This is a genomic window from Ensifer sp. GW101-20A05 (genome assembly GCF_059424735.1).
In genome coordinates this window covers 16,830-29,328 of record NZ_JBWKZT010000010.1, presented here as the reverse complement: position 1 = coordinate 29,328, position 12,499 = coordinate 16,830, and the positions used below count along the sequence as shown (strand labels likewise).

The window sequence follows — 12,499 nt, the reverse complement described above, 5'->3', positions numbered from 1 at the left end:
TTCGAAGCTATCGATTCTGTTCCTGAGGACTTTTCTGCCTGCGATCCCTTTAATGGTTGTTTTGACACCAGTATGCGCCTCCCCAGCGGACGAAATCCGACCTCATCGAGACCCGAACCGAAAGAACACTCGTCAGAGCGCTGCCCCGCTCGCCCCTTCGCCTTGATCGACCGAGAGCCGCGCTTCTTTCGCGATTTGCGTTTCCGTGGCATGTCTACGCTCCCATGCTGCGCGGAAGCTTCGCAAGGCTGACCGTCGGACGACGGCGTCTTTCGATAATCTCCCGCACCTCATCGCCCGCTAGCGATTTCTCTTCGACCAATCGTCCGGCGATCTCATCCAACGCGGCGCGTCTGCTGCGGATGATCTCCTTTGATCGCTCGAACTCGCTGGCGATGATGTCGTGCACCCGCTTCCGCAATTCGGGATCGCTGGCACGAAGGGCATCGAGGCGGCTCGGGGCATTGTCCGCGACCATCAGTGTGTGTCCCATGCCGAGGCCGGCCTCCAAGAGAGTTGCCGTCCTGGTCACGGTGTTCAGGTCGGCATTGTGGGAACCGGCCGCGCCGTCGAAGAAGGCTTCGAACACCACGGTTTCGGCTGCGATCCCCGCCAAAGTCACCGCGATATTGTCAAGGTACGCAGCCCTGGTCCTGCGCATGTGCCGCGGCATCGCGTAGATCGCCCCGCCGACCTGATCACCGTTTCCGGGTATGGCGTAGCTGGCGATATTGACGCTCACCAGTTCCCCAAACCCGAGTTCGACGGCGACAATGGCGTGTCCCGCTTCGTGGACAGCGACGGAACGAAGGTAATCCGGCGGAAGCTCGGGTGCCGGCGGCAATTCGCCTACGATGTGCGTGCCGGCCAGGTCCTCCCTTCGTCTTCGTGCCGATCGTTTCGCAAACCGCACGAGTTGCCCGATGTCGGCTCCGGAGTAGCCCTCGGTCGCGAGCGCGAACTGCTCGGCCTGGTTTGGATCGAGGTCTATCCCGCTGTGATACTTGAGGATCGAACGCCTGGCGTTTTCGTCAGGCAGCGCCACCTCGAAAGGCTGGCCGAGCCGACCCGGCCGGCGGAGTGCCGGGTCAAGCTGTTCGGGGTTGTTGCACGCAGAAACGACGATGACACCCTTGCGGCGGTTGAACCCGTCCAACAACTGGAGAAACGCCGCGATCACGGCGCGCATATAGCCTCGGTTGCGGTCGGTTTCGCTTCGGTCTCCGAACGTATCGACCTCGTCGACGAAAAGGATCGCCGGGGCTTTTGCCTCGGCTTCCTCGAAAGAAGCACGCATCGCCTTCAGATGGTTGTCGAGAGCACCCGCCGTCTGCCATTCTGAAACCGAACCGTAAACCAAAGGGACACCGCAGGTTTTGGCCAGCGCGCCGGCGAACATCGTTTTTCCAGAGCCCGGTGGACCGGAAATCAAGACTCCGGGGTCGACGTCCTCCCAAGGAATTTGGCCCGCCTTGTAGTCGGCGAGGTCTGCCGCGAGGTCGCGCCCCCACTTTAGGAGCGGTCCGAACCCGTGCATTTCGTCCAGCGTTGGCCCGTTGAGTTCCTCCGCTCCAGCAGTCGGGACGGCGCGAGGATGTTGTCGCAGCCGCTCCAGCGCGGCTATCGGCTGGCGACGTGTCGGGAATGCCTGGTGAAGTCGAGACCAAGACTCTGACACCAGGATATCGACGTCCCTTTTGGTCACCGGCAGACCAAAGCGTCGCAGCGCGGCCTCCGCCTGCCTTCTCGTCGGAGGCCGGACATCCGCGACGACATCGGCAAGGAGCCATGCTTCCGTGTCGAACTGCCGTCCGGGCTCCGCGAAGAAGATCGCTTGGCCCTTCTTCTGGGCCACGATCTGGTCGCGGTGACGATGTTCGTCCCAGGCGCTGATGCAAGGATTGTAGTCCCGCTCGTCCCAAAGCCCCATCAGAAAGACTTCAGCAGCCTGGGAATAAATCGGCAGGTAGCAGTCGTTCTCGACTTGCAGGATGGCGATGAACTTCGAGTTCTTTCGATTCCAGCGGCGAAGGGCCGCCGCGACCCCGCAATAGGCGAGGAAAACCGGCAGGGTGACGTAAGGATCGTCGTTCGGTTTCGACAGTTTCCAGGGGCAGCGAGACCGCTTGTCGGAACGTCTAGTCACCTGTGTGCCCCCCCAGGTCGATTACAAGACCCGGATCGAAATCGGGGACCGGTTCATCCGGGTAGCCGCGTGGGTTACAGATCACCCGGGTGTCCACGATGGTGTAGTCGCTTCGATTGTGCAGATGGCCGTGTATCCAAGCGACCGGCTGGTACTTAGCGATATCGGGCTCAAGGTTGGAGACGAAGCTCGGCGTCAGCGGATTCCCGACGAATTCCGGAGCCAGAGACAGAACACTCGGCGCGTGATGCGTCACGACGACCGTCGGGCCGAAGCCGCTCGCATGGCCAGAGGTGAACCGCTGGAACGGCTCTTTCGAAGCCTTGATTTTGCGATAGTCGTTCAGTTCGTTCTGGGCGCAACGCATCGCCCACGACATGTTGCCGTAGAGGTTGAAGTCGCTCCACAGCGTCGCGCCGACGAAACGAAATCCTCCAAGTGTGATCGCGCGACGGCTCAAAACGTGGACATTGGGGTAGCGCTGCGACGCGGTATCCAGCGCCTCCTTCAAGCCCTCTAAGATCGACGAGCGGTAATACTCGTGATTGCCGGGGACCAGAATTACCGGCATCGACCGCGAGACGTGTTCTCCGAGAAAGCGGACGGTCCTGGCAGGTCCTCCATCGCAGACGTCCCCAGCGCAAATGCAGACATCGGCCTCGGGAACGTTCAACGGACCGGGCCTTTCGTCGAACTCGGTGTGGAGATCGGAGAATATCCAGGCCTTCATGACCGCCCCGCGTCCCGTCTGTTCCAATAGTCGGGATCGACACGGGTACCCAGCCGATACCATCGCGACATCGTTCGAGCGATCCCGCGTTCGGAATCGAGATAGAAGAGTTCGCTCGACAGCGCAGGTCTTCCATCGCCTATGGAAGGGTGGCCCAGCGTTCGTCCTATCAAACACGGAACAGGGCGTTGCGCGAGCGCCCAGCTGTTGATTGCCACGGCCGGCGGCGCACCTGGGTCGTCGACACTGTTCAAAGTTTCAAGATCGTGCGCCAGTGACCTTAGCTTTGCCGCCATATTTGCTCGCGGCATCCCAAACCACCGTCGAAAAGCCGAATCAGCGTCATCGTCCACAGCGATTTCCTTTTGATATCCTTTAGCACTTCATAAGTGACCATAATTCGATTCTTTGACGTATTTAAAGACCCTAAAAACGCTTTGTTGACATTTTTTTTCGTGACCGGCTTCTCCGATGCATGAAGACACCAACCTCAGCTGACACACTCCGGGTGGCGCGCGCCCTGCTTGGCCTCTCCCAGAGAGAGGCCGCAGCGGCTGCTGGGATGACGCAGAAGGCTCTTTCGGCCGCTGAGAGCGAGAAGAATTCTCTCCTGGAAACGAACCTCCAGCTGATCCGGTTCTACGAAAGCCAAGGGATCGAATTCCTGGGTCAGGCGACGATCGGGAGGGAAATCGCCTGCGCGGGCGCGAGATGGCGAGGCCCGCCGGGGCCGCGCCCGGACCTTTCCGATTCCAAGGAGTTTCGCAGCCTGCCTTATGGGGCTTCATTTCTCGCGGCGCGGAGCCTGCTCAATAGGGAGCAGGCTTTCGTGGCGGAAAAGAGCGAGCTTCCATTGAAAACCATACGCGCGCTCGAACGCGGCGCGACGTGGTCCGCTCCGTCGGCACAGCTGCGAGCATTCTACGAAGCTTCGGGCGTCCGGTTTACCGGCTGGGGAGATGTCGAGACAGGACGGTATTTTTGCGTCGGCGTGAGATGGGCGGAGCCGAAGTCATCGGACGTTTCGGGAGAGGTCGTAGCGAATGGCGACGTTGTTGACCGCTGACATGATACGGGCCGCCCGTGCGCTGCTCGACTGGAGCCAGGTTGAGCTGGCGCGCAGATCGGGTGTTTCGCAGAAGGCCCTCAGCGACTTCGAACGAAACAAGAGACCGCTGACCGCCTATGCCAGCGGCAAGCTCCGGCAAGTGTTCGAGGCCCACAGCGTACAGTTTATCGCCGAGAACGACAAACGGAACGAACTCGTGGGTGCCGGTGTGCGTTGGCGTTCGGACCGCGCTTCCCTTCACATCAAAGTTGTCTAGCGGCCTTACCGCCCGGACGCCGTTCCATCCGTGTTTACTGCGACCTTTCACAGGGGCTGGCGCGTCGCCTTTCCGGCGGTCAAACCGCCGCGCCTCGATCTCCGAAGTCCTTGAGCGCTGTTTATCGGCGCGAACATCCTGTAGACTTTGCTCTAGTCGCGAGAGAAAGGCGGAGAACTTCTCGCCTTCTCATGGCTTCGCCCCGACCCGAGCGCGAAGCAAGCGGATGCTGCCCAAATCGCTGCCAGAGGTTTTGGCGAATCGGCTCGTCCCGCGGAAATGCTGGCGTTCCGCTCGGAGTCGAACCAGCGACAAGCGCCTTATCAGGCAGGTTCTCCCAATTTCCTAACAACGGTAAGCGTTGCTGCCCAATTGCATTGCGCGTAAAGTATTGATTTATCTTATGATTTTTGCTAAGCTTCACGATGGCGGTCGGGACTGCCCTGCCGCCCGGGGCGCGGCGATTTCGGGCGCGCGCGCCGCAAGTCCCTGAAAGAGTGGCGACCCCTGCAGGATTCGAACCTGCGACAACCTGCTTAGAAGGCAGGTGCTCTATCCAACTGAGCTAAGGGGCCGTCCCGGGCTTTGCCCGTCGAATGCGACCGGAGGACTTAGTGGGTCCAGGGCTGCATCCGGTTGAAACGGAAGTTGTCCGGATATGACACGCTCTTTCGCGTCGCTTCCTTCGGCGCGATCACGCGGTATTCGATGCCGTTGCGCTCCGCATAAGCGATGGCCTGCTCGGCGTTTTCGAAGGTCAGCCGCAGTTGCTGTTTCATGTCGCCGGAGCTGGTGTAGCCCATGATCGGGTCGATCGTGCGCGGCTTTTCCTGATCAAACTCCAGCACCCACAGATTCGTCTTGGCCTTGCCAGACTGCATGGCGGTCTTTGCTGGACGATAGATCTTTGCGGACATGGTTTCGAACGGCTCCATACTTTCGCTGGCAACATTCACGGGCGCCAGCATTCCGTCATCCCATAACGCAGATTGATTTAAAACGGAATGACTTTTGGCCGGATAAATTCGGCTTTTCGGCTAGACGACCGCGCGGGATACAGGTTTCGCTGACACGGCCCTGCAGTCGCCGTTCAACAAGTGCCCAAAAGGCAATATCTGACGAAGTGAAAAGACGCAGGGAGATCAGGAACGCCACCTTCGGCGTTACGATGGTCGGAGTGGAGAGATTCGAACTCCCGACCCTCTGGTCCCAAACCAGATGCGCTACCAGACTGCGCTACACTCCGTGCCAACGGCGCCGGAGATACACGCTTCGCCCTTGGCCTGCAACATGTAATTTCGTTGACGTCCACACTGATAAAACCTGCATTCGTCCCGCGCATGGCCCTCGGCTGGCAGAAATGTCCCGAAATGGGACAAACGTGTGTGTTTATCATTCGAGTTTAGTAATCGCTAAATCCATTGCCGCTAGAGCCAAGGGTGCACAACTGCACCGCGCCAGCCTCCCAAGCCCGCCCGAGCATCATTCCATGAACACCCAACTCGATCTCACCACCGTTCTGCTGCTTCACAAATCGTCGTTCCTCGTCGGCGCGTTCTGCTTTCTTTATGCCCGCTGGCAATCGCCGCGGGATGAAGGTCTCGGAATTCTCGCGAGCGGCTTCTTCTTCCTAGCTCTTGCGTCGACGCTCGCCGGCTACGGCGAACAGCAGCTGCTGCCGGCCTATCTGTGGACGCTTTCGAGCTTCACGCTCGGGATCGGCGGTTATGCGCTGTTCTGGATCGGTGTGCGCCGCTTGAGCGCTGGCCGGCGACGCAAGGCGGACTGGCTGGCACTTTCGATACCGGCCGCGGGCGCAGCAATCGGTCTTGCCACGCATTTCCATGTGGTCAACTACATCCGCGCCAGTGTGTTCAATGCCACCGCCTTTGCATTTCTGGCGGCCGCCGCCCTCGCCGTCATCGCCGATCGCAACAGGGAGCCGCTGCCGGTACGCGCGCTGTTTGCGGCGGCCATGACCATCGGTGCCAGCCTCTGCCTTGCCGTGGTGATCGGTCTTGTGAAGCCGGGCGTCATACCGATCACCACCACCTACGCCTTTTTCCTCTCGATCATATGCCACTTCGCGATCGCCCTTTTTGCGCTCGTCCTCGTCAAGGAGAGGGCCGAAGCCGAGCTCAGGTGTTCAGCCGACACCGATGCCTTGACCGGCGCGCGCAACCGACGCTGGTTTCTCACGCAACTGCCTGGATCAAACTGGCATGGCGACTGCCTCATCGTCATGGATCTGGACTTCTTCAAGCGCATCAACGATCGCTATGGCCACCAAGCCGGCGACCAGGCGCTGATCGCCTTTGCCGATCTGATGAGGAAGAACCTCAGAAAGGGCGATTGCTTCGCCCGCCTTGGCGGGGAAGAGTTCGGCCTCTACCTGCCGCAGACCAGCGAAGCGCAGGCGCTTGTCATCGCCGAGCGCCTGCGTCGCGCCGTCGAAGAACTCGTGGTGATCGGCAACGAGCAACGCATAGTGCTCAGTGTCAGCATGGGCCTCGCAGCCGGCGGCGACGAAGGTTCGTGGGAGGACCTGTTCAACAGGGCAGACGCGGCGCTCTACGAGGCCAAGCGCAGCGGTCGCAACCGCGTCACGTCATTTTCCGCAGCGACTGCACCTGCTTCATTGTCAATGGAGCTGAGTTTCGGCCGCGTCGGCTGAGGAGGAACGGCTACGCCGTCCAAAAAAGAAGCGGCCGTCCTAATGCAGAGGCCGCTCCAGATTGGAGGTGTAATGCCTCATACTACTCCTATTGAGCGAAATTGCCTGTGGCCAAATTTCACCTATTCCGAGCAAAAAGCCACCATGGCGCGTAGGCACGGCAACTCCGCACTTTGCGCGGCACACGCCGCGGTGTAGAACGGGCACGCAGCCACAATCGCGCTGTCTCGCCTAGAGTTTCGCTTTGCCTTTGTAAAATCCGGTCTCGCTAGTTTCACCCCGTACGCCCGATAGCGCCCGACGCTATCGGTATGATATTTCACGCGTTCGTTGAGGTGACGGTTCGAGACCGGAATGGCATTGCCGATCTCAAGCCCGGTGCAACACCACCAGGCGGAACCATCACCTACAAACGCTGCCAGACCGCGTCCCCGGAACGGGTACTCAAACCGTCGTCTCGATGGACTTCCTATTGGAAGAACCAGACGACATGTCTCACACATTGACGGTCCTGTGGACCATTGAACCACAAGCCGCGCCGCGCCCCTGGCTCGCCTGCAGCCGCTGCCGCGGCGCGCGCCCATTCGAATGCAGCGGCAAGACGCGGCTGAACGCCAACGGCCGGCGGCTGGATGCCTGGCTGATCTATCGCTGCGCCGACTGCGACGACACCTGGAATCGCCCGATCTTCGAGCGGCAGTATGTCCGCGACATCGCGCCCGATACGCTCGACGCGCTTCAGAATAGCGACCCGGGCTGGATTCGCCGGGTCTCGTTCGACGTCGAGGGCCTTCGCCGAAGCACCGACAAGATCGAAGAATTCGCCGATTGCCATGTGACAAGGCGCGTCGTCGCTCAACCGCGGGACGCCTGTACCCATCTTGAGATCGTCCTTGAGGTGCCGTTGGCAGTCAGTATGCGGGCGGATCGCCTGCTGTCGGCGGAACTCGGCCTGTCGCGCAACAGGCTCGTCCGGCTTGAGGAAGCAGGACGGCTTACGCTGCTGTCCGGCTCACGCAAGGCGTTGCAACGGCCCATCCGAAACGGTCTGCGCGTGGCTCTCGATCTCTCGGACGAAGGCGATCGCGGCGAAATTGCCGATCGCGCAGGGGGAATATTGCAGCCTGCATGAACGAATCAAGGAAGCGGCGGCCAGATGCTGGCGCTGCCTGCGCATTGGTCAGAATTTTACACCGACGCCGATGGTGAACTGCTGCTGATCGAGATCGACGTTGACGCCGCCGATGTCCTTGTCGCCATAGTCGTTGTAGCGATACTCGGCGCGCCCGAAGACGTTGTCGGTGAACGAATAATCCACACCGGCGCCGATCGTCCAACCGTTGAAGGTCTCTTTCTCCTTCGAGGCTCCGGGCACATCGACGAAGCCGCGGGTGACCGCCCAGCCTCCTGCCCCGTAAAGCAGCGCTTTGTCGTTCAGCACATAGCCGACGCGTCCGCGTATCGCGCCGGAGACATCGGTGCCGACTTCGGCGGAGGTTCCGCCAACATCGACGCTCTTGTCATTCCAGTTGTAGTTGACATCGCCCTCGATGCCGTAGACCCAATCACCCTGCTGATAGTTGAAACCGGCAAAGGCACCGAGCAAGCCGCCGTTGAAATCTTCTGAACCGCTGCCGCCGGGCGCGCTGAAATCGCCATTCAGCCAGCCGCCACCGCCCTGAAGGCCGACATACCCGCCGGTCCATACGAAAACGGGCGGCGTTTCTACAACCGGCGCCGGCTCCAGCGCCGGCGTCAGGTCTGCCGCCATCGTGTTTTGCGCGAACGCAGCGGCCGCCACGATCGCAACAACCACACTCCGGACCATCACAGATGCCTCCTGTCGTCTTCGGCAGAATATTAGCAACTTATTAAGTTGAAGTCTGCCCAAAAGGCTTTGCAGTCGTCATCGAAAGGATCGATTCGTCTCGATACAGGTGATTTAGGCGCTGATGCCCAAACTACAAGGCCAACGGATGCCAGCTGTCGATTTGTGATCATCTCCCCCGGGATCATCGCCCCGGGATTCGAGCGCCTTCAAGACGGTCTCCGGCCCGAATAGCAAGGCGTTTGACAGTGCCGGCATTGAGCTCGAGAACGAAGGCGACCGGCTCGCCGGAATCAATGATCGCTTCGGAAAATGGGACGGCGCCCTGGCGGATCGTCCGCACCACGCCCTTGTTGTCGATGAACAGCATGTCCAGCGGCAGATAGGTGTTCTTCATCCACATCATCACGCGGCGGGTTTCACCGAAATCGAACAACATGCCGTGATCGGGCGCCATCGACCGGCGGAACATCAGCCCCTGCTCGCGCTGGTCGGGATCGACCGCAAGTTCGACTGTCAGTTCGTGCACCTTCCTGTCGGCGGTCACAATCCGCATCTTGTCCTTCGTGAACTCCACCTCGGCCAACGCGGCAGCGGTAAAGACGAACAACAAAAAAAGCGCCACCAGGGCGCTTTTTCCGGAAAGATCTCGTGCCGCGAGCATCAGTGCGACCGGCTCGTCGGCGACGGGCCGTCCGGATGGATTTCGGCGGCCATCAGGCCCTTTTCGCCATCGCCGAAGCGCACAAGGACAACCTGTCCGGGACGAAGCTCCGTGAGGCCGAAGCGCCGCAGGGTCTCCATATGGACGAAGATGTCCTCGGTCCCCTCGCCGCGCGTCAGGAAGCCGAAGCCCTTGGTGCGGTTGAACCACTTGACCAGGACCCGTTCGAGGCCGCTGGTCGGCGTCACCTGCACATGGGTGCGCACCGGCGGAAGCTGAGACGGATGCACGGCGGTCGACTGATCCATCGACAGGATGCGGAACGCCTGGTAGCCGCGATCGCGCTTCTGGATGAGAGCCACGACGCGCGCGCCCTCGAGAACCGTCTGGTAACCGTCGCGCCTCAGGCAGGTCACGTGGACCAGCACGTCCTGCATGCCGTTGTCAGGCACGATGAACCCGAAGCCCTTGGCGACGTCGAACCATTTGATCACGCCCGTGATTTCGATGAGGTCGAGAGCGTCACTGCCAAAGTCGTCACCATGCATGACGTCTTTTGAAGATGTCCTATCCGCCATTCTCTCCCAGCCCCTCGTTTACGCGCGACTACCGATACGGTTAACTGATTCTTATTGACCAGAATAACATCGTCCCGCCGCGGATACGCAAGACCCTCGGCATATTTTGGCCGAGATCTAATATGCGGACGCAGCCTTGCCTCTGGCTTGCTGGCGGCTCAGTATACGCCATCTTCTGCAAAACAGGGACATTGCAATGCGCTATCTGCACACGATGGTTCGCGTCAAGAATTTGGACGAGGCCTTGAACTTCTACTGCACGCTTTTCGGCCTGACCGAAATCCGCCGTTACGAGAACGAGAAAGGCCGCTTCACGCTCGTTTTCCTCGCGGCCCCCGGCGACATCGATCGCGCACGCGGAGAACTCTCACCCTGCCTCGAACTCACCTACAACTGGGATACGGAAGATTACACCGGCGGGCGCAATTTCGGTCACCTCGCCTATGAGGTCGACGATATCTACGGCTTCTGCCAGCATCTGATGGACAATGGCGTGACCATCAACCGCCCGCCGCGCGATGGCCATATGGCCTTCGTACGTTCCCCAGATGGCATTTCGATCGAAATCCTGCAGAAGGGCGAGAACCGTCCGGCGCAGGAGCCCTGGGCTTCGATGGCCAATACCGGTGCATGGTAAGCCCCGCGCAATTCTGACTGGCGAGGATGCCCCTATGCGGCCGGTCATACCGGCTGGCATGGCCGAGTCGCCGATCAGCAGCAGCTATGAATGATCCAAGGCCCGGTCGATCCGGGCCTTTGCATGTGTGCAACATGCGGGCTCAAGGTTAGCGCCGGTTTACAAATCGCGTGTCGTTGAGTATTTTTTCGCGCGAAACGTTGATGCCGGGTCCTATCCGCGATGTCTCGTGGCGGCGACCCCCTTTGTACTTGGCCTGATCTTTTCCCGTGGCGTTCTTTCGGACCGCCGCGAGAAACATGAGTTTGTTTGTTCTGAGCGATGTTTCGGAACTGAGACTTAATGCACGACAAGGCGAAGGTTTCGCCCGTCATGCACGGAGAGCGGGGATAGGACGTTGCAACATCCGGATACGAAGGGCGCAGTGCTCGCTGCCATTGCGCGGGCGGCAGCTTTATCCGTCTCACTCCTGGCACTCAGCGGCTGCGTGTCGGCCGTTGCCGACAACGACGTCACCGCCGGGCTGGGCCTTGAGGGACAGACAGCGGCCCAGGCGGCCGAATCGGCCGAGCAAGGCACGGTCCGGGATGCGCAGGTGGCCGCGCTCGGCAGCGATCCGCAGGCGCAACAGACCGCCACCACGCAGGATTCCGGGCAAGCCCAGTCCCTGACGATGCAGAACACAGGCCTGCGTGCCGCTTCTTCCAGCATCTACGGACAGGCAGCGGCGACGCAGGGCATGCCGAATACCCAGCCGCAGGCCAATGGAACTGTGCCGCTGCCGGCGGGCCAGCCCGCCATGAACGCAACCACCAACAGCTTGTTCAGCGGCACCCAGCGACAGCCTCAGCCCATCATGACGCCGCAACAGGGTGCCGCGAACGAGGCCACCGCTGCGCCGGCAGACACGGCGGTCGCAGCCTACGCTCCCGCTCCGGCGCCGGACGCCCTTCCCGCAGCCGTCCCCGTACCGCTCAGCGCCGAGGCGGCCGCCGGCGGCGAAAAATCGGCTGCACCTCAGGCCCTGGCCAATGCAGAGGTTGCGCCAGCCGCGGCTGAAGTGGCGATCGCGGAACCGATGCAGGCGACCGCGGAGGCAAAGGAAAGCGACGGCGACAAGGAAGCGCCGAAAACCTGGACACTCGCAACGCTCTTTGCCGGGAAGCGCAAGGAGAAGCAGCAGGAAGCACTGCGCGCTGTGCAACCGGCGGAAAAAAAGACGATTACCACCAGCAACGCGAGCCAGCCGCAGACGGCCTCCCTCGCCTATACGCTCCCGGGCGTCAAACTGACTTCGCTCTATAATTTCGAGCACGAGGAACATCTCGGCGACGACGACGACGGCGCGCCGGTTCAGGTCGCATCTCTTTCGGGCCTGGCACGGCTGGCCCGGAGCGGACTGATCCTGCAGACCGAGAAGGTTGATGCCGGCTGCTTCAAGCCTGAACTCATGCAGATGCTGAAGAAGGTGGAAACGCATTACGGCAAGCAGGTCATGGTCACCTCCGGCCTCAGGCCGATCAAGGTCAACCGCGCCAAGCAGTCGCTGCATACCCGCTGCGAGGCTGCAGACATCCAAGTCCAGGGCGTCAGCAAGTGGGATCTTGCCGAATTCCTGCGCAGCGTTCCCGGCCGCGGCGGCGTCGGCACCTATTGCCATACGGAGTCGGTCCATATCGACATCGGCGCACAGCGGGATTGGAACTGGCGCTGCCGGCGCGGCAAGGGCTGAAGCCAACCGCTTGTTTCCATGGATTATTCCAAGGAATCTACCCTTCGGCTCGCGACTGTGGAATTTTTACAGAAATATGAAGATTGTCGCTTGCGGTTCTCAAATCCGCTGGCTATAAGGCGCCCACACAGCGAGTGCGCCCTTCGTCTATCGGTTAGGACACCAGATTTTCATTCTGGGAAGAG

General features: G+C 60.7%; 13 protein-coding genes and 2 tRNA genes. 6 read left to right on the top strand and 9 right to left on the bottom strand.

Features of this window, described 5'->3' with window-relative positions:
* Positions 1-214 precede the first annotated feature (214 nt).
* From AC070A_RS22600 to AC070A_RS22590, 3 genes are read right to left on the bottom strand one after another with little or no spacing between them, the layout of a single operon-like run.
* A complete protein-coding gene (locus tag AC070A_RS22600; RefSeq protein WP_492384546.1) occupies positions 215-2,146 on the bottom strand; it encodes an AAA family ATPase in 1,932 nt (643 codons plus the stop codon).
* Positions 2,139-2,876: a metallophosphoesterase gene (locus AC070A_RS22595; protein ID WP_492384545.1), complete on the bottom strand. Its 738-nt coding sequence runs from the start codon at positions 2,874-2,876 to the stop codon at positions 2,139-2,141. Before AC070A_RS22595 ends, AC070A_RS22600 begins: the two co-directional genes overlap by 8 nt.
* The gene (locus AC070A_RS22590) at positions 2,873-3,172 is read right to left on the bottom strand and encodes a DUF6634 family protein (RefSeq protein ID WP_492384772.1); all 300 of its coding nucleotides are present in this window, start codon (positions 3,170-3,172) and stop codon (positions 2,873-2,875) included. The genes AC070A_RS22595 and AC070A_RS22590 overlap by 4 nt, the downstream gene beginning before the upstream one ends.
* A gap of 179 nt (positions 3,173-3,351) precedes the next feature.
* Here AC070A_RS22590 and AC070A_RS22585 point away from each other — a divergent pair, with 179 nt between their 5' ends.
* Both AC070A_RS22585 and AC070A_RS22580 read left to right on the top strand, forming a co-directional pair.
* Positions 3,352-3,942, top strand: coding sequence for a helix-turn-helix domain-containing protein (locus AC070A_RS22585; RefSeq protein WP_492384544.1), 591 nt, complete (start codon positions 3,352-3,354; stop codon positions 3,940-3,942).
* Positions 3,920-4,201 (top strand): helix-turn-helix domain-containing protein, encoded by a 282-nt coding sequence (locus tag AC070A_RS22580; RefSeq protein ID WP_492384543.1) that lies wholly within the window; start codon positions 3,920-3,922, stop codon positions 4,199-4,201. The genes AC070A_RS22585 and AC070A_RS22580 overlap by 23 nt, the downstream gene beginning before the upstream one ends.
* Before the next feature lie 498 nt (positions 4,202-4,699).
* Here AC070A_RS22580 and AC070A_RS22575 read toward each other — a convergent pair.
* From AC070A_RS22575 to AC070A_RS22565, 3 genes are all read right to left on the bottom strand, one after another.
* Positions 4,700-4,776: transfer RNA gene (locus AC070A_RS22575), tRNA-Arg, on the bottom strand.
* Positions 4,777-4,812: 36 nt separating this feature from the next.
* Positions 4,813-5,118: an ETC complex I subunit gene (locus AC070A_RS22570; RefSeq protein ID WP_034791376.1), complete on the bottom strand. Its 306-nt coding sequence runs from the start codon at positions 5,116-5,118 to the stop codon at positions 4,813-4,815.
* 252 nt (positions 5,119-5,370) lie between these two features.
* A tRNA-Pro gene (locus tag AC070A_RS22565) sits at positions 5,371-5,447 on the bottom strand.
* Between the two features lie 243 nt (positions 5,448-5,690).
* On the opposite strand from AC070A_RS22565, the gene AC070A_RS22560 reads away from it, so the two are divergent.
* On the top strand, positions 5,691-6,875 hold the full coding sequence (locus tag AC070A_RS22560) for a GGDEF domain-containing protein (protein ID WP_112996634.1): 1,185 nt from the start codon (positions 5,691-5,693) through the stop codon (positions 6,873-6,875).
* A 490-nt stretch (positions 6,876-7,365) separates the two neighbouring features.
* The gene (locus AC070A_RS22555; RefSeq protein ID WP_112996633.1) at positions 7,366-8,007 is read left to right on the top strand and encodes a DUF1062 domain-containing protein; all 642 of its coding nucleotides are present in this window, start codon (positions 7,366-7,368) and stop codon (positions 8,005-8,007) included.
* A gap of 48 nt (positions 8,008-8,055) precedes the next feature.
* On the opposite strand, the gene AC070A_RS22550 is transcribed toward AC070A_RS22555, so the two are convergent.
* From AC070A_RS22550 to AC070A_RS22540, 3 genes are all read right to left on the bottom strand, one after another.
* A complete protein-coding gene (locus AC070A_RS22550) occupies positions 8,056-8,703 on the bottom strand; it encodes an outer membrane protein (protein ID WP_057255871.1) in 648 nt (215 codons plus the stop codon).
* A gap of 184 nt (positions 8,704-8,887) precedes the next feature.
* Positions 8,888-9,367, bottom strand: a complete 480-nt coding sequence (locus AC070A_RS22545) for a DUF192 domain-containing protein (protein WP_112996632.1) — start codon at positions 9,365-9,367, stop codon at positions 8,888-8,890.
* Complete coding sequence (locus AC070A_RS22540) at positions 9,367-9,945, bottom strand: cold-shock protein (protein ID WP_043623636.1); 579 nt, start codon at positions 9,943-9,945, stop codon at positions 9,367-9,369. The genes AC070A_RS22545 and AC070A_RS22540 overlap by 1 nt, the downstream gene beginning before the upstream one ends.
* Before the next feature lie 196 nt (positions 9,946-10,141).
* On the opposite strand from AC070A_RS22540, the gene AC070A_RS22535 reads away from it, so the two are divergent.
* Both AC070A_RS22535 and AC070A_RS22530 read left to right on the top strand, forming a co-directional pair.
* Positions 10,142-10,582 (top strand): VOC family protein, encoded by a 441-nt coding sequence (locus AC070A_RS22535; protein ID WP_057255868.1) that lies wholly within the window; start codon positions 10,142-10,144, stop codon positions 10,580-10,582.
* A 397-nt stretch (positions 10,583-10,979) separates the two neighbouring features.
* Complete coding sequence (locus AC070A_RS22530; RefSeq protein ID WP_113737792.1) at positions 10,980-12,314, top strand: YcbK family protein; 1,335 nt, start codon at positions 10,980-10,982, stop codon at positions 12,312-12,314.
* Positions 12,315-12,499 lie beyond the last annotated feature (185 nt).